General features: G+C 31.7%; 24 protein-coding genes. 22 read left to right on the forward strand and 2 right to left on the reverse strand.

What is annotated here, in order from left to right; genetic code table 11:
• Window positions 1–565 precede the first annotated feature (565 nt).
• From ACK1U5_RS04140 to ACK1U5_RS04190, 11 genes are all read left to right on the forward strand, one after another.
• Entirely contained in the window at window positions 566–1,051 is a 486-nt protein-coding gene (locus ACK1U5_RS04140) for a spore coat protein (protein WP_000332786.1), read from the forward strand.
• Between the two features lie 367 nt (window positions 1,052–1,418).
• On the forward strand, window positions 1,419–1,619 hold the full coding sequence (locus ACK1U5_RS04145) for a spore coat protein (RefSeq protein WP_069604940.1): 201 nt from the start codon (window positions 1,419–1,421) through the stop codon (window positions 1,617–1,619).
• Between the two features lie 14 nt (window positions 1,620–1,633).
• On the forward strand, window positions 1,634–2,086 hold the full coding sequence (locus ACK1U5_RS04150; RefSeq protein ID WP_000750486.1) for a spore coat protein: 453 nt from the start codon (window positions 1,634–1,636) through the stop codon (window positions 2,084–2,086).
• Between the two features lie 478 nt (window positions 2,087–2,564).
• The gene (locus ACK1U5_RS04155) at window positions 2,565–3,425 is read left to right on the forward strand and encodes a DegV family protein (protein WP_000111645.1); all 861 of its coding nucleotides are present in this window, start codon (window positions 2,565–2,567) and stop codon (window positions 3,423–3,425) included.
• A gap of 287 nt (window positions 3,426–3,712) precedes the next feature.
• Window positions 3,713–5,296 (forward strand): M3 family metallopeptidase, encoded by a 1,584-nt coding sequence (locus ACK1U5_RS04160; RefSeq protein ID WP_069604854.1) that lies wholly within the window; start codon window positions 3,713–3,715, stop codon window positions 5,294–5,296.
• Between the two features lie 12 nt (window positions 5,297–5,308).
• On the forward strand, window positions 5,309–6,061 hold the full coding sequence (locus ACK1U5_RS04165; RefSeq protein WP_069604855.1) for a WecB/TagA/CpsF family glycosyltransferase: 753 nt from the start codon (window positions 5,309–5,311) through the stop codon (window positions 6,059–6,061).
• Between the two features lie 15 nt (window positions 6,062–6,076).
• The gene (locus tag ACK1U5_RS04170) at window positions 6,077–7,075 is read left to right on the forward strand and encodes a phosphotransferase (protein ID WP_069604856.1); all 999 of its coding nucleotides are present in this window, start codon (window positions 6,077–6,079) and stop codon (window positions 7,073–7,075) included.
• Between the two features lie 20 nt (window positions 7,076–7,095).
• Window positions 7,096–7,809: a 5'-methylthioadenosine/adenosylhomocysteine nucleosidase gene (locus ACK1U5_RS04175; RefSeq protein ID WP_001079722.1), complete on the forward strand. Its 714-nt coding sequence runs from the start codon at window positions 7,096–7,098 to the stop codon at window positions 7,807–7,809.
• A 2-nt stretch (window positions 7,810–7,811) separates the two neighbouring features.
• A complete protein-coding gene (locus tag ACK1U5_RS04180; RefSeq protein WP_069604857.1) occupies window positions 7,812–8,471 on the forward strand; it encodes an HAD hydrolase-like protein in 660 nt (219 codons plus the stop codon).
• 54 nt (window positions 8,472–8,525) lie between these two features.
• Window positions 8,526–9,230, forward strand: a complete 705-nt coding sequence (locus ACK1U5_RS04185) for an alpha/beta hydrolase (protein ID WP_069604858.1) — start codon at window positions 8,526–8,528, stop codon at window positions 9,228–9,230.
• A 288-nt stretch (window positions 9,231–9,518) separates the two neighbouring features.
• On the forward strand, window positions 9,519–10,013 hold the full coding sequence (locus ACK1U5_RS04190) for a GNAT family N-acetyltransferase (protein WP_002103229.1): 495 nt from the start codon (window positions 9,519–9,521) through the stop codon (window positions 10,011–10,013).
• Between the two features lie 196 nt (window positions 10,014–10,209).
• Here ACK1U5_RS04190 and ACK1U5_RS04195 read toward each other — a convergent pair whose 3' ends face one another.
• Entirely contained in the window at window positions 10,210–10,626 is a 417-nt protein-coding gene (locus ACK1U5_RS04195; protein WP_000591761.1) for a hypothetical protein, read from the reverse strand.
• Between the two features lie 121 nt (window positions 10,627–10,747).
• On the opposite strand from ACK1U5_RS04195, the gene ACK1U5_RS04200 reads away from it, so the two are divergent.
• The 10 genes from ACK1U5_RS04200 to ACK1U5_RS04245 all read left to right on the forward strand — a co-directional run bounded on the left by ACK1U5_RS04200 (window position 10,748) and on the right by ACK1U5_RS04245 (window position 20,140).
• The gene (locus ACK1U5_RS04200) at window positions 10,748–11,395 is read left to right on the forward strand and encodes a response regulator transcription factor (RefSeq protein WP_000865979.1); all 648 of its coding nucleotides are present in this window, start codon (window positions 10,748–10,750) and stop codon (window positions 11,393–11,395) included.
• Window positions 11,388–12,764, forward strand: coding sequence for a sensor histidine kinase (locus ACK1U5_RS04205; protein ID WP_069604859.1), 1,377 nt, complete (start codon window positions 11,388–11,390; stop codon window positions 12,762–12,764). Before ACK1U5_RS04200 ends, ACK1U5_RS04205 begins: the two co-directional genes overlap by 8 nt.
• A 189-nt stretch (window positions 12,765–12,953) precedes the next feature.
• Entirely contained in the window at window positions 12,954–13,796 is an 843-nt protein-coding gene (locus ACK1U5_RS04210) for a peptidylprolyl isomerase PrsA (protein WP_001987511.1), read from the forward strand.
• Between the two features lie 322 nt (window positions 13,797–14,118).
• Window positions 14,119–15,858 carry a Xaa-Pro dipeptidyl-peptidase gene (locus ACK1U5_RS04215; RefSeq protein WP_113710671.1) on the forward strand — a complete coding sequence of 580 codons (1,740 nt, stop codon included), beginning with the start codon at window positions 14,119–14,121 and terminating at the stop codon, window positions 15,856–15,858.
• 227 nt (window positions 15,859–16,085) lie between these two features.
• Entirely contained in the window at window positions 16,086–16,847 is a 762-nt protein-coding gene (locus ACK1U5_RS04220) for a class I SAM-dependent methyltransferase (protein ID WP_069604861.1), read from the forward strand.
• Window positions 16,848–16,948: 101 nt separating this feature from the next.
• Window positions 16,949–17,509, forward strand: a complete 561-nt coding sequence (locus tag ACK1U5_RS04225; protein WP_000767061.1) for an AAA family ATPase — start codon at window positions 16,949–16,951, stop codon at window positions 17,507–17,509.
• Between the two features lie 143 nt (window positions 17,510–17,652).
• Window positions 17,653–17,916, forward strand: a complete 264-nt coding sequence (locus ACK1U5_RS04230; protein WP_113710672.1) for a hypothetical protein — start codon at window positions 17,653–17,655, stop codon at window positions 17,914–17,916.
• A gap of 371 nt (window positions 17,917–18,287) precedes the next feature.
• On the forward strand, window positions 18,288–18,518 hold the full coding sequence (locus ACK1U5_RS04235) for a hypothetical protein (RefSeq protein ID WP_000789031.1): 231 nt from the start codon (window positions 18,288–18,290) through the stop codon (window positions 18,516–18,518).
• Window positions 18,519–19,055: 537 nt separating this feature from the next.
• Window positions 19,056–19,547, forward strand: a complete 492-nt coding sequence (locus ACK1U5_RS04240; RefSeq protein ID WP_030025963.1) for an ankyrin repeat domain-containing protein — start codon at window positions 19,056–19,058, stop codon at window positions 19,545–19,547.
• On the forward strand, window positions 19,544–20,140 hold the full coding sequence (locus ACK1U5_RS04245; RefSeq protein ID WP_044584555.1) for a DJ-1/PfpI family protein: 597 nt from the start codon (window positions 19,544–19,546) through the stop codon (window positions 20,138–20,140). The genes ACK1U5_RS04240 and ACK1U5_RS04245 overlap by 4 nt, the downstream gene beginning before the upstream one ends.
• 19 nt (window positions 20,141–20,159) lie before the next feature.
• Here the strand turns inward: ACK1U5_RS04245 and ACK1U5_RS04250 are convergent, their stop codons facing one another.
• Window positions 20,160–21,086, reverse strand: coding sequence for an aldo/keto reductase (locus tag ACK1U5_RS04250; RefSeq protein ID WP_000559359.1), 927 nt, complete (start codon window positions 21,084–21,086; stop codon window positions 20,160–20,162).
• A 284-nt stretch (window positions 21,087–21,370) separates the two neighbouring features.
• On the opposite strand from ACK1U5_RS04250, the gene ACK1U5_RS04255 reads away from it, so the two are divergent.
• A complete protein-coding gene (locus tag ACK1U5_RS04255; RefSeq protein WP_001228371.1) occupies window positions 21,371–21,727 on the forward strand; it encodes an FtsB family cell division protein in 357 nt (118 codons plus the stop codon).
• Window positions 21,728–21,883 lie beyond the last annotated feature (156 nt).

Below are 21,883 nucleotides of genomic sequence, written 5' to 3' on the forward strand. Positions count from 1 at the left end.
GTGTGGGATTGCTGGCATTGAAATGATGGCTTCACCAAACATAGGATAATAATCTTGTAAATTTAGTGTTACATAGTCAAAATAAAAATTAGTTTATGTGTTCGGTAACGCACGATTGTTTAAGTGTAGAGAAAATCATAGGGTTATTTTAATTAGTAGCTACTGTATTCATTGAAGCTATTAAGGAAATGTGGTAATCGCCAGCCCTAGTGATACAAATCATATTAGGATTTAGTAAAAAAAATTCTTCCTGAAAAAGAGGGGGATTAAAGATAAGAGCACTTCGAAAAGTGCCCTTCAGTAACGACTACTCATTCTAAAAAGAAAGGATGCAATATATCATATGAAGTTAAATGTATTTAAGTATGGGTCTTTTATATAAATGTGAAATAAAAGAGGGTTGTCTTCTTATTAGAAGGCAGCTTTTTGTTATTACAAAAAAGAATTAGAAATAAAATATAAATTCAGTTACTTGTCCAAACAATTTTTTTAAAAATACATAAAATGCTAGTAGTTAGCCAATATTTTTATATTGCTAATTTTTTAGACTAAAAGGGGTGATTTTATGTGTGATTGTGAAGTTTGTAGAAGAAAGAAAAAACGTGATCCATTAAATCGGGGTTCTGAACCAAAAAAACAGGATTCCGAATCAGTAAATTCTTATTCATTTAGTAAAAATGCAAATTTTTTAGAAGAAGCTATACAAACAGATGAAATCGATCAAGTTTCTGAGGAATATATTGAAATAGTAGATTCAGCAGATGTACAAGTTACTACTACAGATACAAAAGCTGCACTATCTATCCAAGCCGCGTTACAAGCAGCTATTGTGGTTGTAGTAAGTATTTCTATAGCAGATAGTGAAAAGGCAGATAAAATAACACAAGAATTGTTTCAAAAATCATCTATTAAACAAATTAATAGACAAAAAACATTTATTAAAAATTCCAGAAACGTAACCGTAACAACTACTGATACAGATATTGCAGTGAATATTCAAATTCTTCTTCAAATTTTATTAGCGTTACTAGTTAAACTAAACATTTTATAAAGTGTCTATCCTATTTATATTTAGCTATAAGGGTTCACTCTAAGTAAATATTTTTTGTTGTAATATGTGGTACAAGCTTGGACCTTCTCATTATGACTGAATTAATATTCAAGATTGATGGGAAATTAAGTGTGGAAAACTACACAATAACAAAGGTGAACCTATTATTTAACAGTGAATAAAACTTATATATGTGAAGTAAAGGAAAGCTGTCTTCGTATTAGAAGACAGCTTTTTGATTTTATTAGTAAAAAGCCGTGAAAATAAAAGATTAAGTTACTTGTCCAAGCATTTTTTATTTAAATACATATAATGCTGGTAGTTAATCTAAATTTTTATAGAAAACTGATAGGAGTGAATATTGTAAATGGATGATTTAAATAAATTTTCTTTCTTTAAGTTTGATAAGGATCAAAAGAATATAATTATAGACCTTTTACTCTCAGATATTTTTAATAGGCATGGGATAAATGAAGAAAAACTAAAAAATTTATCGCCAGAAAAAAAGCAGCAAATTAAAAGTATTGTTTCTGAAATACAATCACAAGTTAATAATTATTTAGATTGAAAGGGGGTGAATGTATGAAAAAAACATGTCATTCAGATGAAAATAAAAGGTGGAGTGCATTAGACTCCTCAAATCCTCATCCATCTTTTAAAAATGCTACCGTTTCAGAAGCTGCAGCACAAGAAAGTAAAACTTACCAAATTTCTGAAGAATCTATTACAATAGTTGATTCAGCAGATGTAGAAGTTACTACTACAGATACAAAAGCTGCGTTATCTATTCAAGCTGCATTACAAGCAGCTATCGTGGTTATAATAAGTATTTCTATAGCAGATAGTGAAAAAGCTGACCGTGTAGCACAAGAATTGTTTCAAAAATCATCTATTAAACAAATTAATAAACAAGAAACTGTTATTAGAAATTCTAGAAATGTTACAGTTACGACTACAGATACAGACATAGCAGTAAATGTTCAAATTCTTCTCCAAATTTTATTAGCTTTACTAGTAAAATTAAATATTTTATAAAATGTTTAACCTTATTTAGATATAGTGCATCTTACAGGTAAATATTCACTGTTTTAATTATAGTACAGGCTATAAATATTTATCATAACTGGACTAATATTCAACATCACCAAAGTATGAATGTAAACAAACAATGTGATGGAAAATAAAGTTTGGTTATTTTATGAAAATTGAAAAGCCATTTCCTTTATTGGATTTGGCTTTTCAATTTTAAACAGTATGAATTTGAAAAGTTAATATTAAGTTAAAGAAGTAAAATATACGGATACAAAATACTTATAAAATTACTCGTGTTATAGAAAAATAATAAGAAAAAGGTGTTTAAAATAGAATCATTTTCATTAATAGTTCAAGTTTTGAAGAATAGTGCATACAATATAAAGTGTTTTCCTTTCTTCATTTAAGTTTTACGTATATAATTTAAAAGTACTATTTTTATTTTATTATTTTATATTTATAACAGAATAGAGGTTTAAAAATGAGTGTTAAAATCATTACGGATAGTGCGGCGGATTTACCAGTAGAATTGCTGCAAGCATATGATATTGATTTAATTCCACTCCGTGTATATGATGAAGCAGAAACAGAGTATTTAGATGGAGTAACATTAGAGTCAGTTACATTATTACAAAAAATGAGAGAAGGCGCTGTTTATAGAACATCATTGCCTTCACTTGAAACTTTCCAAGAAAAATTTGTTTCTTATGCAAAAGAAGGTAATCCTTGTATATATTTAGCTTTTTCATCTGAACTGTCTGGTACATATCAATCATCAGTTGTCATTAAAGAGGAAGTAAAAGAAACATATGCAGATTTAGATTTAGAAATTATTGATACAAAATGTGCTTCGCTTGGTCAAGGTCTTGTCGTTTTAGAAGCTGCTAAAATGGCAAAAGACGGCGCATCAAAAGAAGATATTTTAAACCGTGTCGCTTTTCTAATGAACCATATGGAGCACATCTTCACTGTAGCTGACTTACAGTACCTTGTTAGAGGTGGACGTTTAAGTAAAGTAGCTGGTTTTATCGGTGGTTTACTAAACATTAAGCCTATCTTAAACGTGGAAGAAGGAAAACTTGTACCACTTGAAAAGGTAAGAGGGAAAAAGAAAGTATTAAGCCGAATTGTTGATATTATGGAAGAGCGTGGTAAAGACCTTAAAGGTCAAACAATCGGTATCACTCATGGTGATGACTTAGAAACAGCGGAAGCATTAAAATCATTAATTACGGAAAGATTCGGTTGTGAAGTATTTATCGTAAATACAATTGGTGCAGCAATCGGAGCACATACAGGACCTGGCGTTATAACGTTATTTTTCTTAAATGAAGTAGAGTAAAGGATTGATCATTTGATCAATCCTTTTTTCTTTAATCTGTGATTACCGGTCGATATGGTATTGGTGAAGATAAAATCTTTGAAGTTTTCCTATATGAATTGCTCTCTTGTAGAAGGAGTATTTTTTATATGTGGAATGATACTTAATGGTAGAAGAAAAGAGTAGAAATAAGAATGTATTTATAGGAATTTAAATATTTGAAGATATCAAAATTTTGCCATTTCATATATAATTGTGTGTGGAGAAATATCTGTAACTATTTGTAAAAATAGGGGGTGGCTATAAAAATGCAAGAAATTGTTAGATGGGATTTAAATCGATTGTATTCGAATGAGGATATTCTATTTCCGATTTTGGAGTTGAAAGAGCAATATTTTGTAACAAAAGATGTAGAGGTTCTTTCAAAGCTAATACAAGCTATTGAAAAAGCAGAATACTATTTGTACTGTAGATCAGTTGAAGAAAGTGTACCATCTGACCTTACTAAATTGACCGTGAAAGTGAAGGAACTAAAAAATGAATTACAGCAAGTAATAAAACATAATGAAGTGGAAACTTCAGATAATACTAAGTTAATAAAAGATGAGCTTAATGTGTGGGAAAATATGTACATACAATTACGGGATAGGATAGAAATAGAGCGCAATAATAAACAACTATCCTTTGGACAAGCAAATACTATTGCAATGAATAGTGATAATGAAAAGGAAAGATTAGAAGTATTCGAGTTACTTACAAGTACTTTACATAAGGAAAAAGAAATCTTTGCTACTGTATTAAATCAAATAGGGAGATTGCGTAATGCAAAGAGTAATGAAATAGAAGATAGAGAGATTTTAACACAATCTTTTCATGCGAATGGCATTTCAGAAACTGTATTATTCCAAATGTGGAATGCGACAGAAGAAAACCTTGATAAATTAGTAAGTGCTTTAAACTTGTATAAGAAAGGAAAAGCTTCAATTACATGGCATGAACTTATGACGGTAAAGGAAAGTAATGAGATCATGATTCCTTTTTCAGTAGCAATACAAAACGTTTATGATGCATGTAAGAATATTGATGAAGAATTAGCAGAATTTGCATGTAATGCGATAGAAAGTGGTTGGGTAGATGCTGAACCGAGAGAGAATAAACCACCAGGTGGGTTTTGTGCTCCATTTTTCAGTGAGAAAGAATCGCGAATTTCCATTCGTTATGATGGGAGTATAGATAGTGTAAGAGTGCTCGCTCATGAATTAGGACATGCTTGGCATTTTTATAATATGAGTTTTGAACAATCTACATCTTTTTTAGATGATTATTTGCCAATGAGTACGGCTGAATCAGCATCTATTTTCTTTGAAACGGTACTCTTAAATTATCTAATTGAAACAACGGATAGTAAAGATATGAAGAAGTCATTACTTAGCTGGAAAATAAGAAATAGTTTTAATTATGTAATGGCAATACGAGCATCGTATCAGTTTGAAAAAACATTTTATGAAAAATGTAAAGAGGGTCCTTTAAGTGCTGATGAAATTGAGAAATTATCTATAATTGCACAAAAAGAAGCTTATGGAAAAGCTTTAAGTGAATACCAGCCGTTTGTATGGATGAAATATATTCAATTTTATATAGCAGATGTTCCTTTTTACAATTATCCATACACATTTGGATATTTAGTAAGTTTTAGCTTATTAGAAATAGCTCAAGAAGGTAAAAGTACTTTTCATTCGAAATATAAAGAGTTCTTACGAGAAACAGGAAAGGCTCCAGTAGAGGAGCTTATGAAAAAACATTTTGAAATAGATATAAGAAATTATGAATTTTGGAATAAAGCTTTTATTCAAATTTCTAAAGACATTGATGAATATTTGCAGCTTATGTAAGGGGAGAGTACAGTGGATCAGCAGTTTATAAAAGGTATACCTTTTTCAACTTTAGAATATGCAAAAGCTATAAGTTTATTAAAAGGTTGGCTACATGAACAACAAGGGAAACCAAGGTTTGTAGTAACTGCAAATCCTGAAATTGTTATGTCTGCAAAGGAAAATACGGAAAAATCAAAGGAGTTTAAAAAGATGTTACTATCTGCGGATTTAATAACAGCGGATGGGATTGGTGTCATAATTGGCTCGAAAATATTAAAAGGAACTTTGAAAGAACGTGTTACTGGGGCGGATTTAACTCACGATTTAATAAAATATTGTAACGACAATGAATATCGTGTCTTTCTTTTTGGAGCTGCGCCAGAAAGTAATAAAAAGGCATTAGAAAAATTAAATGAGCAGTTCCCAGGAGCACAATTTAAAGGACAGCATGGATTTGTAAATGGTGAAGAAATAGAAGAAATAAAAATGAAAATTAAGCAGTTCAAGCCGCATTTACTACTCGTAGGACTAGGCTCACCAAAACAAGAAGAGTTCATCTATGAAAACATACAAACATTAAACGTTCCGCTATCTATTGGTATCGGAGGCATGATTGATATAATATCTGGTACTGTAAAAAGAGCACCAAAAATAATGAGGGATACTGGAACTGAATGGCTGTATAGGTTACTCTCACAGCCGAAAAGATTAAAGCGACAACTTGTACTTCCGAAATTTTTATTATCGGTTATGTTAGAGAGAGTGAAAGGAATGCCAAGTTAAGAAAGGACAAGTAAGATGATAGAGCCGTTATCTAATGAAAAAGCTACAATGATTTTTCAAGAGTTGAAAGTAGAATGTGAAACTTTATTTGAATTTAAAATTCGAAATGCAATACCTATTCATCGTGGTTGGCTAAATTTGAAGTGGAAACTCGAAACGGATGCAGGGGATTTTGTATTAAAGCAATATAATCAAGAACGGTACAAAATGTATAACTCAGACCTTTTAATACAAGCATTACAACAACAGCAAAGATTACATAATAATAGTGTAAGTTGTCCAAAAGTATTAGTTTATAAAAATAATGTAATGCATATATCAAAAAGTGATGAAAGATTTATAGTATTAGAACATAAGGAAGGTAGCTTAGTTTCACCAGGAAAAGTGAATCAAAAGGAAATTCACTCTCTTGGTCAGACGATAGGCTATATGCATAACTTGTTAAATGATGGCTCTTTAATAAAAGGAGAAAATCCTAAATTTGTTCCACCTACTAAAGAGGCGAGATTGAAACATTGGGAAGATAAAAGGAGAGAAGTAGAGAAGCTAGGAAAAGAGCACATTCTCCCTTATATAAAATTACAACAAGAAGCAACACAATTGGTAAATACAGAACAATTTCATAATAGCCAACGGGGATGGGTGCATCGTGATTTATGGGTAGATAATTTCTTGTTTCTTAATGATAAAGTATCAGCGATTCTTGATTTTGATCGCATGGATTACGATTATGTAGAGTTAGATATTGGCCGTGTAGTTATATCGTGCGCATTAAGTGACGGAGTATTAAATAAGAGTCTTGTTGCATCATTTTTAGAAGGGTACCGCAATGAAGTAGACTTTCCAGTAGGGAATATTGTTCGGGCAATTCAAATGCTTTGGTACATGGAGAGTACTTGGTGGATCCATGCCAATATGGATCAGCATAGTGTACCACCTTCACGCTTTGCAGATGAAATGAATTGGATAGCTGAAAATTATGGTGTATTACATAATATATTGGCTGACTTATAAATAAAGAGGAGACTACATACATGAACAGAATCGGCATTATTGGAGCAATGCAAATTGAAATAGATTTACTTTTAGAAAAACTAGTTATACAAGAGGAACAGACAATAGCGGGAATGCCTTTTTATATTGGAGAATTCATGGGAACAGAAGTAATTATTACACGTTCTGGTGTAGGGAAAGTAAATGCAGCTGCATGCGCGCAAACATTAATTCATAAATTTGATGTAGACTCTATCATTAATACGGGCGTTGCTGGCGGATTACATTCAGATGTAAAAGTCGGCGATATAGTTATTTCAACGAATGTTACTCATCATGATGTAAGTAAAACTCAAATGAAAAACTTATTTCCGTTCCAAGAGGAATTTATTGCAAGTAAGGAATTGGTAGAGTTAGCACGTAAAGCTTGTATTAGTAGTAGTTTACAGATTGCAGTTCATGAAGGAAGAATTGTCAGCGGTGAATGTTTTGTTGAAGATTCAAAGTTAAAGGCGAAATTAATAGACGAATACGCACCTCATTGTACAGAAATGGAAGGGGCAGCAATTGGACATGTTGCCTATATAAATGATATACCGTTTCTCATTATAAGATGTATTTCTGACAGCGCAGATGATGAAGCTCAAATTTCTTATGATGACTTCGCGAAAACTGCTGCGAATTATTGCTCAGAAATTATTATTGAGATGCTTAAAAATATATCTGGTAAAACCATAGTCCAAAAGGAGAGATAGGAATGTTACAAGCATTAATTTTTGATATGGATGGTACGTTATTTCAAACAGATAAAATTTTAGAATTATCATTAGATGATACTTTTGATAACTTAAGATCATTACAATTATGGGATACAGTAACACCAATTGATAAATATAGAGAAATTATGGGTGTGCCGTTACCGAAAGTTTGGGAAGCTTTATTACCGGACCATTCTATTGAAATAAGAGAACAAACAGATGCATATTTTTTAGATAGACTTATTGAAAACATAAAAAGCGGAAAAGGCGCTTTATATCCAAATGTAAAAGAAATATTTACATATATAAAAGAAAATAATTGTTCAATTTACATTGCTAGTAATGGTTTGAAAGAATATTTACGAGCAATCGTAACTTATTATGCTTTAGACAAGTGGGTGACAGAAACGTTTAGTATTGAACAAATACAATCGCTAAATAAAGGTGACTTAGTTAAAAGTATTATGAATAAATATGATATAAAAGAGGTAGCGGTAGTTGGTGACCGGCTATCTGATATAAATGCAGCGAAAGACAACGGTTTACTTGCAATTGGGTGCAATTTTGATTTTGCGCAAGAAGATGAACTTGCTCACGCTGATATAGTAATAGATGATTTAATAGAGTTAAAGCGGATACTGCCTGCTGTACAGAGATAAATAAAGTGTGTGCATTTTTTCCAAGTCCTATATGTCTTAGTTTATGGAGGTAATATGATTGAAAATAATTTTAAAATTAGTAATATTCCTACGGTTTTATGGGGAGATAAGAGTGATAAAATTTTTATTGCAGTACATGGAAATATATCAAATAAGGAAGATACGATTATTCAAATATTAGCTGAAGAAGCCAAACAAAAAGGTTATCAAGTATTAAGCTTTGATTTACCTGAGCATGGAGAAAGAAAAGATGATAATACTCCTTGCAAAGTACAGATTTGTGTTAGTGAATTATCTATAATTATGAATTATGCAAAAGAACATTGGAAAGAAATAAACGTGTTTGCATGTAGTATGGGAGCGTATTTTAGCCTTTTAGCTTATCAAAATGATGTGGTAGAAAAGGCATTATTTTTATCACCAGTAGTTAATATGGAACGAATTATCGAAAATATGATGAAATGGTTTAATGTAACACCAGAGCTTTTGCAAAAAGAAATGACTATAGAGACACCTATTGGTCAAAAGTTATATTGGGATTATTTATGCTATGTAAAAGAGCATCCTATTAATATATGGAATATAGATACATATATTATGTACGGAGCTAAGGATGAACTGTGTGAACTTGAAACTATTAACTATTTTACAGAAAAACATCGTTGTGAATTAGAAGTTATGGAGACGGGTGAACATTACTTTCATACCGAAGAACAGTTAAAGATATTTGAACAGTGGTTACACAAACATATCGATTAACAAATTATAATTTATCTTGAACCTGTTAGAGAAGAATGAGGAATATATAAACTGATAGTATATTTGAGAGAAATTATAAATGGTGAATGTATACACTTAAACAAACAGATGCTTTAGTTCAATAAGAATTAAAAAACTTTAAAGAGCCTTATGACACACTAGATTGTAACAAGGCTCTTATATTTTCATAATAAAATTAATCAACTGTATTATCGATTTACATATGAAGTGAAGTATATGCATACTATGAATTAAATAAAGTAATAAGCATAAAAATGCTCAGAATAAATGATTCTCGAGCATTTTTATGTATTTTCATACTTAGGGGGAATGGACTTAAAAGATATACATATTCAACAAATAGAAAATTTAATGGAATATGAATTCAGTCATCTCGTTCAAGAAAGTGAAGAAGAAGGTTTTAGTTTCCTTATAAGGCTAATAAATGAATATAAAAACAAAATAAATGTATTCAATAAAACTGGAGAATGTTTATATGGTGTTTTCCAAGGTGATATGTTAATTGGAGTTGGAGGTTTAAATGAGGATCCGTACACAAAAGACAATAAGATTGGGCGGTTAAGGAGATTTTATATTTCAAGGGATTATCGGCGTATAGGGTTAGGGAACTTATTATTAAACCAACTATTATGTCATGCGGAAAAATATTTTGAAGTGATTGTTTTACATACTGACACGAAGCAAGGGGATGTGTTTTATACTGCGAATGGATTTGTAAAAGGGGGATTATATAAGGGATCGAGTCACTACAAACTATTATAGAGATTGCTATCCAAATAATAGCTACGAACAGGTTTTTTGTTGGTAAATCGATATATCTTAAAAATCGCTGATATATGAAGTTGCGATCCTTATATTAAAAGACAACTTTTATAATTTCATTTACTAAATTGTTATTATAAAAAAGAGCACCTTAGCTTTTAAAATTTAGCTTATAAGGTGACTCCTTTTCAGTCAATTATGTTTTAACGTTCATTTGTTTCAATAATAATCCTGGTTTACCTTTTACATAATAAAAATGCGGGTTATTTTCATCATCATAAAGCATAATATAAGGCTTTTCATTTAGTGGGAGCAGTATAAGTACTTCGTCTATTGTAGTGTGTAACCATTGATTAGTAATAGAAACCGGCTTAGATAATGGGATTTTTATCATATAGCCATCTTTTGGAACGACATTTAAGTTTTTAAATGGACCAGTAATTGCTTTAGCGTATTGAACTGCTTCTTTTTGGACTATTGGATCTAAAGATTGTTTTTGAATGACCATTTCTTTTTGACAATCAAATACTTCAATTTGTTGATTTGTATTTGCGAACGCATTTGTTGATAATAGAAATAGAAGAAGAGAAATGACCCCGATTTTTTTTATCATAGTACAACACCTCACCATTACTATCCCCTCAAAAGCTTTAAATATTTTTCTGTCACATTCATGTAACAAAGATGTTGTATGATACAATTGGTTTTTGTTTAAAAGCAATGGAGGAAAAAATATGAAAGTTTTAATTGCAGATGACGAACAAGATATGTTAAGGATTTTAAAAGCTTATTTTGAAAAAGAAGGCTTTGAAGTATTATTAGCGAAAGACGGAGAGGAAGCACTTCAAATATTTTATGATGAAAAAATTGATTTAGCTATTTTGGATTGGATGATGCCGAAACATAGTGGTATTACTGTCTGTCAGGAAATAAAAAAGAATTCAAGCGTAAAAGTATTAATGCTTACGGCGAAAAGTGAAAGTGAAGATGAATTAGCAGCGCTTCAAAGTGGGGCAGATGAGTACGTAAAAAAACCATTTCATCCAGGAGTACTAATTACACGAGCGAAAAAACTTATTCAGCATGATGATATTATTCAAGTACAAGATGTAAAGATAAATTTCGCCAAAAATAAAGTATATAAAAATGATATAGAGTTAGAAATTACAAAAACAGAGCTCGAATTAATAAAATGCTTTTTAAATCATAAAGGAACTATTTTAACTCGTAAAAAATTGTTAGACATTGTATGGGGATTTGACTATTTTGGAGAAGAGAGAACGGTTGATACACATGTAAGAAGGCTGCGTAAAAAAATTGGAGAAAATATTATTAAGACGCATCGTGGGCTGGGTTATAGTTTGGAGGAACAAAGTGAATAAACTTGGGAAAAAGCTATTTCTCAGCATTTCTTTAACCGTTATTCTTATATTTACAATTTCTTTATTATTAATTAACTTTCTCCTGCCGAAATATAATATTTATAAAACACGTGAAAACTTAAATGAATTTACAACTCAAATACAAAATACGCCAGTCAATGATTTAGAAGATGTTATTCATACAATTGAAAGTGAAAATAATGTTACAATTGCGTATACGCCAATTAATCAGTCAGAAGATGCTATGAACGACGCGTTACGCATGCAACTTACGAAAAAGAAAGTGACGTTAAATAAGCTTTGGATTACGAAAGACGAAGTTATGAAAGTGAAGACGGAAGGGCAATCGAATAAACTGTACGATCAAGGAAAGGTAAAAGCGAGTTTTTTTGCTAAATATATTGCGAAAGATGATACGATAATTTTAATTGGAACTTCCATTGCGAATTCAAATGAAATTATAAATACGTTAAATACATTTTACTTATACATCGTATGTTTCTCGCTGATTCTTATTATTTTACTTGTGTGGATACTTTCAAAAATAATAACGACACCACTGAAAGAGTTAAGTGATGTGGCTCAGGATATTTCACATTTGCAGTTTAAAAGAACGAAAGTGAAAACGAATGATGAAATAGGAGAGTTGGCCAATAGTATTAATATCATGAGTGAAAAACTACATGAAGCACATCAAGACTTAACTGATCGTAATGAACATTTAAAACGATTTATGGGTGATGTAACGCATGAATTAAAGACACCGATCGCATTAGTAAAAGCATACTCTATGGGGATTAAAGATGGATTAGATGATGGGACTTATGTAGATACAATTATTAAACAAACAGATCAAATATCAAACTTAATTGAAGAATTATTACGATTTTCTAAACTAGAAAGAGATATTTTACAAAAAGAAGAATTCCCCATTGAACCACTGGTCCAGAGTATATTAGATAAGCATCAGATTGAACTGGATTCGAAAGAAATTAACTTGCAAGTAAATTGTAATGCGGGCGATACAATCGTTTATGCAGATTTAAATAAAATGAGAATGGTGTTTCAAAATTTAATTTCTAATGCGATAAAATATACAGCAAATCAAAACATAATAATTACATTAGAAGATAGAAATAAAAGTATATATTTCCAAATAAAAAATGGCATTCCTACGGATAAAATTAAGGATATCGAGAAAATTTGGGAGCCTTTTTATGTACTAGAATCTTCTCGTAGTAAAGAAAAATCAGGTACAGGATTAGGTTTAGCGATAGTGAAAAGTATTTTAGAAAGGCATGGTTTTGAATATGGAGTTTCCTCTATAGATGGAGAAATTCAATTTTATATAAATGTGAAAAAGGACTAATGAAAATATTAGTCCTTTTTGCAGCTTTAGAGATTAGCGATATAGGATGAATCACCATAATTTTCAAAATTGATGTATTAAATGGAGAATTAGCAAATGTTCTACTTTCATTAAATTCACGTGAAGTTCACAGGAAAACGTTATATTTACATAGTTATATTTGAATTTAATGAAGTGAGGTATTCAGATTTGAAAAGAAAGAAATTAGTAATTGGTAGCATTTTAATGGGTATGACGTTATCTTTATCTGCATGTGGTTCATCAGATAATATTGTAACGACAAAATCAGGAAGCATTTCAGAAAGTGATTTTAACAAAAAATTAAAAGAAAACTACGGTAAACAGAATTTATCTGAAATGGTAGTAGAAAAAGTATTAAATGATAAATATAAAGTTACGGATGAAGAGGTAACGAAACAACTAAAAGAATTAAAAGACAAGATGGGCGATAATTTTAATACATATATGGAATCCAATGGTGTGAAAAATGAAGATCAGTTGAAAGAGAAATTAAAGCTTACTTTTGCTTTTGAAAAAGCTATTAAAGCAACCGTAACGGAAAAAGATATTAAAGATCATTATAAGCCAAAGCTTCAAGTTAGCCATATTTTAGTAAAAGATGAAAAGACAGCAAAAGAAATTAAAGAAAAATTAAATAGTGGCGAAGATTTCGCGGCATTGGCTAAACAATATTCAGAGGATCCAGGTTCTAAAGAAAAAGGTGGGGAACTATCTGAATTTGGACCTGGTATGATGGTGAAAGAATTTGAGGATGCTGCGTATAAGTTAGAAGTTGGTCAATTGAGTGAACCTGTTAAATCTTCTTTCGGATATCATATTATTAAGCTAACGGATAAAAAAGAGCTTAAACCGTATGAGGAAGAGAAAGAGAATATTCGTAAAGAATTAGAACAGCAACGTATACAAGATCCTCAATTCCATCAACAAGTTACTAGAGATCTGCTTAAAAATGCAGATATAAAGGTATCTGATAAAGACTTGAAAGATACCTTTAAAGAGTTAGAAAAATAATAAATGGAATGTAAGGCAAGCGATAGAAATATCGGTTGTCTTTTTCTCTATTTATCCCGCTATTTGCCGGGCAGTAAGACCCCACCTCAAAATCCAGCGAAAACAAAGAAGTGGCCCTGCTGCTCGTAAACGCCCAATTGGTGAGGGCTGATTAAAGTTTCACTTTATAAAGAAGGAGGAAGTGGGAAAATACTTTCATACCTGCATTAAATTTTACTTAATAAGAAATCTTTGAGTTTCTCAACTTTTATATAAAAATAAAACTGAATTTTCAGTTATTTTGTTATATAGTAAAAGAGAACGAATAAGGGGAGGGAACATTTTGAGTAAAAAGAAAATGGCAATTACACTGTCAGCAATGCTATCTGCAACAATTATACCTAGCTTTACTATGGATGTGCATGCAGAGAAGAAGGAAGAAACTAAAAGTACGAAAATTGAATTAGAAAATGGGATGACAAAACCGATTTATTCTCTCGATGAAGCTATTATCGAAAATTTATATGTAGAGACAGAAGTTGATAGTGATCGAGACGGTAAGAAAGACAGAGTATCGATAAAAGTTATGCGTCCAAAGACAGATCCGAATGTGAAAGTTCCTGTTATTTATGAAATGAGTCCATATCGATCTGGATTAAAAGATGTTCCTGTATATAATGTAGATGAAGAATTGTATGCGTATGAAGGAAAACCGTATGGAGCGGTTAATCTTGGTTCGTATGGGAACTATTACGTGCCAAGAGGTTATGCAGTTATTCTAGGCGAAAGTATCGGTACTGGAAAATCAGATGGATGCCCTACAACTGGAGATGAACAAGAGATACTCGGGACAAAATCTGTTATTGATTGGGTAAACGGTCGCGCGAAAGCATTTACAGAACAGGGTGAGGAAGTTCAGGCAAATTGGTCTACAGGAAATGTAGGTATGACTGGAGCTTCCTATAATGGTACTTTACCAAATGCTGTTGCGACTACTGGAGTCGAAGGTTTAAAAACAATTATTCCAATCGCAGCAATTAGTAGTTGGTATGATTATTATCGTGCAAATGGTGCAGTCATTGCTCCAGGCGGATATCAAGGAGAAGATACAGATAATATGGCAGAAGCAGTACTGACAAGGGAAAATCCTGAAGTTTGCGGACAAGTTATAAAAGAATTAACGGCTGGACAAGACCGAAAAACAGGTAATTATAATGATTTTTGGGATAAACGTAACTATGTAAAAGATGCTAAAAATGTAAAAGCGAGTGTATTTGTTGTTCATGGTTTAAACGATTGGAATGTTAAGACGAAACAGTTCGCGCAATGGTGGGAAGCACTTGCGGAAAATAATGTTCCTCGTAAAATGTGGCTACACCAAGGTGGTCATGGTGGGACATCAAGTAATAACTGGCAGCAAACACAAAATAAATGGTTAGATTATTGGTTGTACGGAATTGAAAATGGAATTATGGAAGAACCAATGGTTGATGTGCAACGAGAAAATAAAACGTGGCAAAAGATAAAAAATTGGCCAGATCCAGCAACTGTACCTTCAAAAATCCGTATGTATTTAAGTAATAAATCAGTCAATTTACCATTAAGTATGGGAGCGGCTAATAAAGTTTTCTCAGTCTTAGATGATGCACAAATGAAATCAAACCAATTAGTAGCAAACCCAGAATTAGAAGTAGCAAATCGATTAGTATATACAATGCCTGTACTGCAAAAAGATACGCGTATAAGTGGTACACCAAAGATTTCAATTACAGGAAATATTGATCGATCTGTATCAAATTTAACAGCATTACTTGTTGACTATGGAGGAGCGAAGCCGGAAATCGTAACGAGAGGCTGGATGGATCCACAAAACTTAAAGAGTATAGAAAATTCAACAGCGATTCAACCGGGCAAAGATTATACATTTACATGGGACATGCAGCCAGATGATTATGTATTTAAAGCGGGGCATCAAATCGGAGTTGTTTTAATTGCAAGTGATTATGATTATACAATTAGACCGAAAGCTGGCACGAAACTTACAGTGAAATTAAGTGAAGTGACATTGCCGATTGTGAAATAAATATTTTTTCTAAAGAGTTTACTAAAGTAAGCTCTTTAATTTGTAGTCTGAATTTTTAATTTTTATATTTCAAATTGGAAGGTTATGTAATACAATATCATTATATTCTATGGAAAGTGAGTGATATATTATGACAGTCAGCTCTTTCGAAATATCATTAAAATCAGAGGTGCAGGAAGATTAGTTGAATTGAAATCTTCCGTACGTAAAAACGGAGGAGAAAATAAATGTTTAGCTTTTATAGTACACTTTGTACAGAACTGTATGATTACACAAAACCAGTCGGTTATTCTTTAAATGGTGATATTGAGTATTACAAAAAACGTTTAAAAGATTGTAGAGGAAGAATCCTCGAAGCCGCAGTAGGTTCAGGACGTGTCATCATTCCGCTTCTAGAGGCTGGTTTTAAAGTGGATGGGATAGATTATTCACCTGAAATGCTAGATTCTTGCCGTAATCGCTGTAAAGAGAGAGGCTTACATCCTAATTTATATGAAGGAAGCTTGCAACAATTTTCACTTCCGCATAAATATGACGCAATTATCATTCCTACTGGATCTTTTTGTTTAATTGAAAATCGTGTGGATTCTATAAATGCATTGAAATGTTTTTATGAACATCTTAATCCAGATGGACGATTAATCGTAGATATTATGCTTCCGCATGACTGGAAGACTGGGGAAATTCATACATCGACTTTCTCTTTGCCGAGTGGAGACGGAATCACATTAGAAAATAAATCAATTGAAATAGATTGGCTGAACCAAGTTACTGTATCATATTTGAAATATGAAAAGTGGAGTAAAGGACAGTTAGTACAAACAGAACTACAACGCTTTGCGCTGCGCTGGTATGGAATAGAAGAGTTTAAACTTCTTTTAGAAAGTATAGGTTTCTCTAATATTACGTGCTCTGCTGAATATGATTATGAAAAAGAACCGTCAAATGCAAATCAAATGATTACTTTTGAAGCTGTGCGAAAAGAATAGAACTAAAACTATGAATAAAAAATAAGGCAATCGATTTAAAATCGGCTGCCTTATTTTTTATTTTATGTAATGGTTTATAGAGAAAGATTGGAGGGAAATAAATGAAACTTATATTAATATTTGGCCCACAAGCAGTTGGAAAAATGACAGTGGGGCAAGAATTAGCAACATTAACCGGTTTAAAACTTTTTCATAACCACATGACAATTGATTTAGTAAGTCCAATTTTTGATTACAGTACGAAAGAAGCAAAAAGACTAGTAAGTTTATTTCGTAATGAAATATTTGAAGAAGTATCTAAAAGTGATTTATCTGGAATGATTTTTACGTATATATGGGCATTTGACCTCCAAGCGGATTGGGATTATATACATCATGTAGAAAGTATTTTTGAATCAAAAGGTGGGACAGTGCATTTTGTAGAGCTGGAAGCGGAATTAGATGAAAGATTAGAACGAAATAAAAGCCCGAATAGATTAGAACATAAACCGAAAAAAAGAGATATTGAGTGGTCTGAAAATAATTTAAAAGAAACGATGAAAAAGCATAGATTAAACTCTCTTCATGGTGAAATTGAAAAAGAAGAGTATATAAAAATTAATAACACGTATTTGAGTGCAAAAGAAGTAGCGGAAATGATTAAAGAGAAGTTTCAATTGTGAAATTTTTGAAGTCTATTTCGTTTTCGTTGTCCAAGCATTCTCCTACTAATTACATATACTATTTATGTTAAAGTCGGCTACTATTTTATATAGGGCTGTTATTTTCCTATAAATGCTATTTTAGTGAAGTGGGAGGAATCAATTTGGAAAACGTAGAACAAGATAGAATTGAAAATCAAGTGTATTCAAATCGTATAGTAAGATCAGAATTTGATTCGAATTGGGAAACTTGTATATCAAAGAGTGGTTATGTAATTTATGTAGCAACAAGTAATAATGCTGAAGTAATAGTGCTTCTTGCAGATGGTTCAAGTAAATTATTAATTTTCGAAAAAGGCGGTAAAGTAGTAGTTGGTGGCGGTGGAACAAGTCATTACAGTAAGCCGCATATTGCAAGAAATATTTAAGATAGAACATGTTAATTAAGAAGAAGCTGGAAAACGGTTGTCATTCATGTTTAGGGCATGATAGACGAACCGTTTTTTATTTGTTTATAAATTTAGAAGAACTTCATTGATTACAAATACATCAGGATGAGCAGCGAAATTAGAAGAAAACTTGGTGGGTAATGGTACAAAATATTATGTAGGTTTGCAAGAATCTTATAAGCGATATAAAAAAAGCATTTCCTATTTGGGGAAACACTACTTCTATGTTATAGTATAATAGTGTTTTTAGATGGTGCTATTTTAATATATTTATAATTTTGTTATGTATTATTTTTATATTAAATAAGCGTCTAAAGTATTTTTTGATATAAGGAGTAATAATTAGAGAAATGAAAAATATAGACTTTATACTAGAAAGTGATGAGGCATTAAAACCGTCTGAACGATTAGTACTATTATTATTAGAGAAGCATAGAATGCTATATACGAACGATCTATTGGCATTATCAAATTTATCATATAAAACATTAACAGATTCATTAACGGCGCTAGTTTTAAAATCGTATGTGTTAAAGGAAACGGGTAAGGGAAGAAGACAGAACTGCTATAGATTAGTATGATAAGGCAGCTGGTTTAGAGACTTTTACATATGTTTTTTCAATCGTAAGGTGGAAGTGTGTTTTTTGTTTTCAAACGAAAAAATTACTATAAGAGGGGTTAAGATAGTAGCGTTTCATTTTTGTAAATGTAATTATTTCATCATTGAAAATACAAAAAAGAAATAAACAGTATAAAAAAGAAATAAAAAAACAATCCATTTTAAAAAGGGATTGTTTTTTTATTGGAATAATATTATTTGATATGTTGAAAGCATGAATAGCAGAATAGACATTACCTGTTTTATTTTATGCAAATGAACAAATATGATGAAAACTATGTGTATAGTTTTTTGCTTGCTTTTTCAGTAACTCTAATGAAATTATGGTCTTCATTGTTTAAAGGCAGTATTTTTAACATTATTGCTATTCAGCATTAAGCACAAAAAAGTAATATATATAATATTATTATGTAAACTTAAGATTTTAAAAGGAAAATATAATAATTAATAGAACATGTAGAAGGAGATGCTTAAATATTTTGAAGGATGGGAGATTATTATGGAGCGTTTACAATCAATAGCACAAGCTGTTATAAGTGGTAATAAGGAAAAAGTAGTGAAGTTTATAAAGGCGAGTCCAAGTATTGTTAACGAATGTAGTGAAGATGGCTGGACACCACTTCATTTAGCAGCTTATTTTGGACAGAAAGAAATAGCGAGTTTTCTTTTAGAAAGCGGTGCAGATATACATAGTAGAGCGAAAAATGAAAATGAAAATACACCTTTGCAAGCGGCAATTGCGAACAAGCAAAGTGAACTTGTCGCTTTCTTAATTGAAAAAGGATCAGATGTAAATATTATGCAAAGTGGTGGCTGGACAGGACTCCACGAAGCAGCATTATTAGGAAATGAAGAAATAATTATGTTGCTCCTTAAAAATGGAGCTAATAAGATGATTAAGAAAAATGATGGGAAAACAGCGTATGATATTGCATTAGAAAAAGGATATAATCACCTTTTACATCATTTGAAACAGGAAGTGAACTTATGATGAATAAATGGAGTGTTGGTATATTTTTATTTAATGAAGTAGAAGTGTTAGACTTTGCAGGGCCATTTGAAGTTTTTTCTGTAACTGAGGTGAATGAAGAAAAAACATTTACTGTTTATACAGTTAGCGAGAATGGGGAAATGATTACAGCAAGGAATGGATTGAAGGTACAGCCAGATTATAGTATTGAAAATTTACCACCAGTGGATATTTTAATAATTCCGGGTGGGCTAGATGCTAGAAAATATGAAATAAAAAATGAAATAGTAATAAAATGGATTCGCCAACAAATGAAAGAAGTAAAGCTGATGACTTCAGTTTGTACAGGAGCGCTATTACTGGCGAAAGCAGGTTTACTGGAAGGTTTAAAAGCAACAACACATTGGGCTAGTATTGAAAAGTTTAAAAATGAGTTTCAAAATGTTGAAGTTATAGAAAATGTAAAGTTTGTAGATGAAGGACATATTATAACATCTGCCGGAATTTCAGCTGGAATTAATATGGCATTTCATATTGTGAAAAACTTGTTAGGTGTGCATGTTGCGGAGGACACAGCGAAGCGAATGGAGTATGATATTAGTTTGCCAAATTAAAAAGCCCGGATTGGGCTTTTTATATTGAATGAATATAGTTAAGCTCTTCATCACTCAAAATAGGGCGAACAGATGCATTTGCATTTTCTTGTGCTTGTGTTCCTGTTTTTGCACCAGGAATTACAACACTTACTGCCGGATGAGAGAGTACATAGCGAAGTGCAAGTTGCCCTAGGGTCTGATTTTTATTTGAGAGCAGCCGAAGTTTCTCTACGGTTTGTAAGTCTTCTTGAAACCAAGTTTCATTTGGCCAATCTTTGCGTAAATCTCCATCTGGAAAAATTGTTTTATTTGTGAATTTTCCAGTTAAAATGCCCATTTTTAATGGACCACGAATAACAGCTCCTAGATTTTTCTCTTGTAAGAATGGTAATATATCTTTTTCTGGTTTTCGATTTAATATATTGTAATCAAGTTGTACGATATCAATTTCGTTGTTGTTATTGAAATGATGAATGTATTGTAAATCATGAGTCGAAACACCGACTGCTCTTACTTTGCCATCACGTTTTAATATGTCAAATGCACGTAGAAATGCTTCTGTTTCTCTACGATTATGCCACCAAATATGACAAAAATAAAGATCAATATAATCTGTTTGAAGACGTTGTAAACTTGTTTCGAATACGGCGATGATTTTTTCGGGAGTATCATATACAGGAACTCCATTAGGGTCGTAGTGATGTCCGATTAAACCACCTTTCGTTGATAGGATAATATCATTACGATGTCCTTTAATCGCGGTAGCTACCAACTTTTCACTATGTCCTAAACCATACACATCCGCAGTATCAATAAAATTCACACCACACTCAATTGCTTTTTTTATAGCGGTTATAGATTGTTTATCGTTAACAGGTCCCCATTCATCACCACCGATTGCCCATGCGCCAAAACCTATTTCAGAAACAGTTATTCCAGTTTTACCTAATGTGCGGTAATGCATATTCCCCCTCCTTGTAAGCATGTTATAACATGGATATGTGGGGAAGGAATTTTGTGTGTGAAAAAACTCTTCTACAATAGTAGAAAAAGAATTACAGAAACTACTATTTTATAGCAGCATGTATAAAAAAAATCGGTGTAAATATGGAAATGTCGTCGAATGCTATCTTTAATTGGTTAATTTATGGGATATTTTTGTGAAGGAGTTTATTTTATAAGAATAGAATTTAGTTTAGTAAGAAAACGTGCCGATGGTAGTGAAAAATATGGGTTAGGGGGATTTGAATGAGGAAACTCGAGCGAGTAAATGTTCCTAATATACCAGAGCAATTATCACAACCTAGTGACAAGCGTAGGATAAATAAAAAGAAGTTAAGGCGACTTATTTTAATGGTCCTTTTTATTGCGGCAACTACTCTATATGTTCAATATATTTTAACGAAACAACAAGAAGTAATTGATAAAAAGAAAGATACGATTACGGATCAAAAGAAACAATTAGTATCTTTAAAGAAAGATAAAGATTCTTTAAAGACTAACATAGAAAATTTAACAGACGATGAGGAAGAAATTTTGAAGTTAGCGAGAAAAGAGTATCAATTTTCTAAGTCAAATGAAACTATATTTGTGATGCCAAAGTAATAAAAACAGTTAGCCATTGAACTGCACCCCCAATTGTTAGACACCGTCTAACAATTGGGGGTGCAGTTTTTTATGTATGAATGTCATGGTACAAGGAACAATCACATATTGTAGAAATGAAGAGTTTAAGCTATTTTCATAAATATGGAATATGCA

It is taken from the genome of Bacillus sp. XB1 (genome assembly GCF_053557995.1).

Coding starts and splice junctions, on each gene's coding strand:
- ACK1U5_RS04195 (WP_000591761.1), bottom strand. CDS start 10,626: ATGATAAAAAAAATCGGGGTCATTTCTCTTCTTCTATTTCTATTATCA.
- ACK1U5_RS04240 (WP_030025963.1), top strand. CDS start 19,056: ATGGAGCGTTTACAATCAATAGCACAAGCTGTTATAAGTGGTAATAAG.
- ACK1U5_RS04245 (WP_044584555.1), top strand. CDS start 19,544: ATGATGAATAAATGGAGTGTTGGTATATTTTTATTTAATGAAGTAGAA.
- ACK1U5_RS04155 (WP_000111645.1), top strand. CDS start 2,565: ATGAGTGTTAAAATCATTACGGATAGTGCGGCGGATTTACCAGTAGAA.
- ACK1U5_RS04175 (WP_001079722.1), top strand. CDS start 7,096: ATGAACAGAATCGGCATTATTGGAGCAATGCAAATTGAAATAGATTTA.
- ACK1U5_RS04185 (WP_069604858.1), top strand. CDS start 8,526: ATGATTGAAAATAATTTTAAAATTAGTAATATTCCTACGGTTTTATGG.
- ACK1U5_RS04250 (WP_000559359.1), bottom strand. CDS start 21,086: ATGCATTACCGCACATTAGGTAAAACTGGAATAACTGTTTCTGAAATA.
- ACK1U5_RS04190 (WP_002103229.1), top strand. CDS start 9,519: ATGATTCTCGAGCATTTTTATGTATTTTCATACTTAGGGGGAATGGAC.
- ACK1U5_RS04220 (WP_069604861.1), top strand. CDS start 16,086: ATGTTTAGCTTTTATAGTACACTTTGTACAGAACTGTATGATTACACA.
- ACK1U5_RS04255 (WP_001228371.1), top strand. CDS start 21,371: ATGAGGAAACTCGAGCGAGTAAATGTTCCTAATATACCAGAGCAATTA.
- ACK1U5_RS04145 (WP_069604940.1), top strand. CDS start 1,419: ATGGATGATTTAAATAAATTTTCTTTCTTTAAGTTTGATAAGGATCAA.
- ACK1U5_RS04180 (WP_069604857.1), top strand. CDS start 7,812: ATGTTACAAGCATTAATTTTTGATATGGATGGTACGTTATTTCAAACA.
- ACK1U5_RS04200 (WP_000865979.1), top strand. CDS start 10,748: ATGAAAGTTTTAATTGCAGATGACGAACAAGATATGTTAAGGATTTTA.
- ACK1U5_RS04170 (WP_069604856.1), top strand. CDS start 6,077: ATGATAGAGCCGTTATCTAATGAAAAAGCTACAATGATTTTTCAAGAG.
- ACK1U5_RS04160 (WP_069604854.1), top strand. CDS start 3,713: ATGCAAGAAATTGTTAGATGGGATTTAAATCGATTGTATTCGAATGAG.
- ACK1U5_RS04235 (WP_000789031.1), top strand. CDS start 18,288: ATGAAAAATATAGACTTTATACTAGAAAGTGATGAGGCATTAAAACCG.
- ACK1U5_RS04225 (WP_000767061.1), top strand. CDS start 16,949: ATGAAACTTATATTAATATTTGGCCCACAAGCAGTTGGAAAAATGACA.
- ACK1U5_RS04150 (WP_000750486.1), top strand. CDS start 1,634: ATGAAAAAAACATGTCATTCAGATGAAAATAAAAGGTGGAGTGCATTA.
- ACK1U5_RS04140 (WP_000332786.1), top strand. CDS start 566: ATGTGTGATTGTGAAGTTTGTAGAAGAAAGAAAAAACGTGATCCATTA.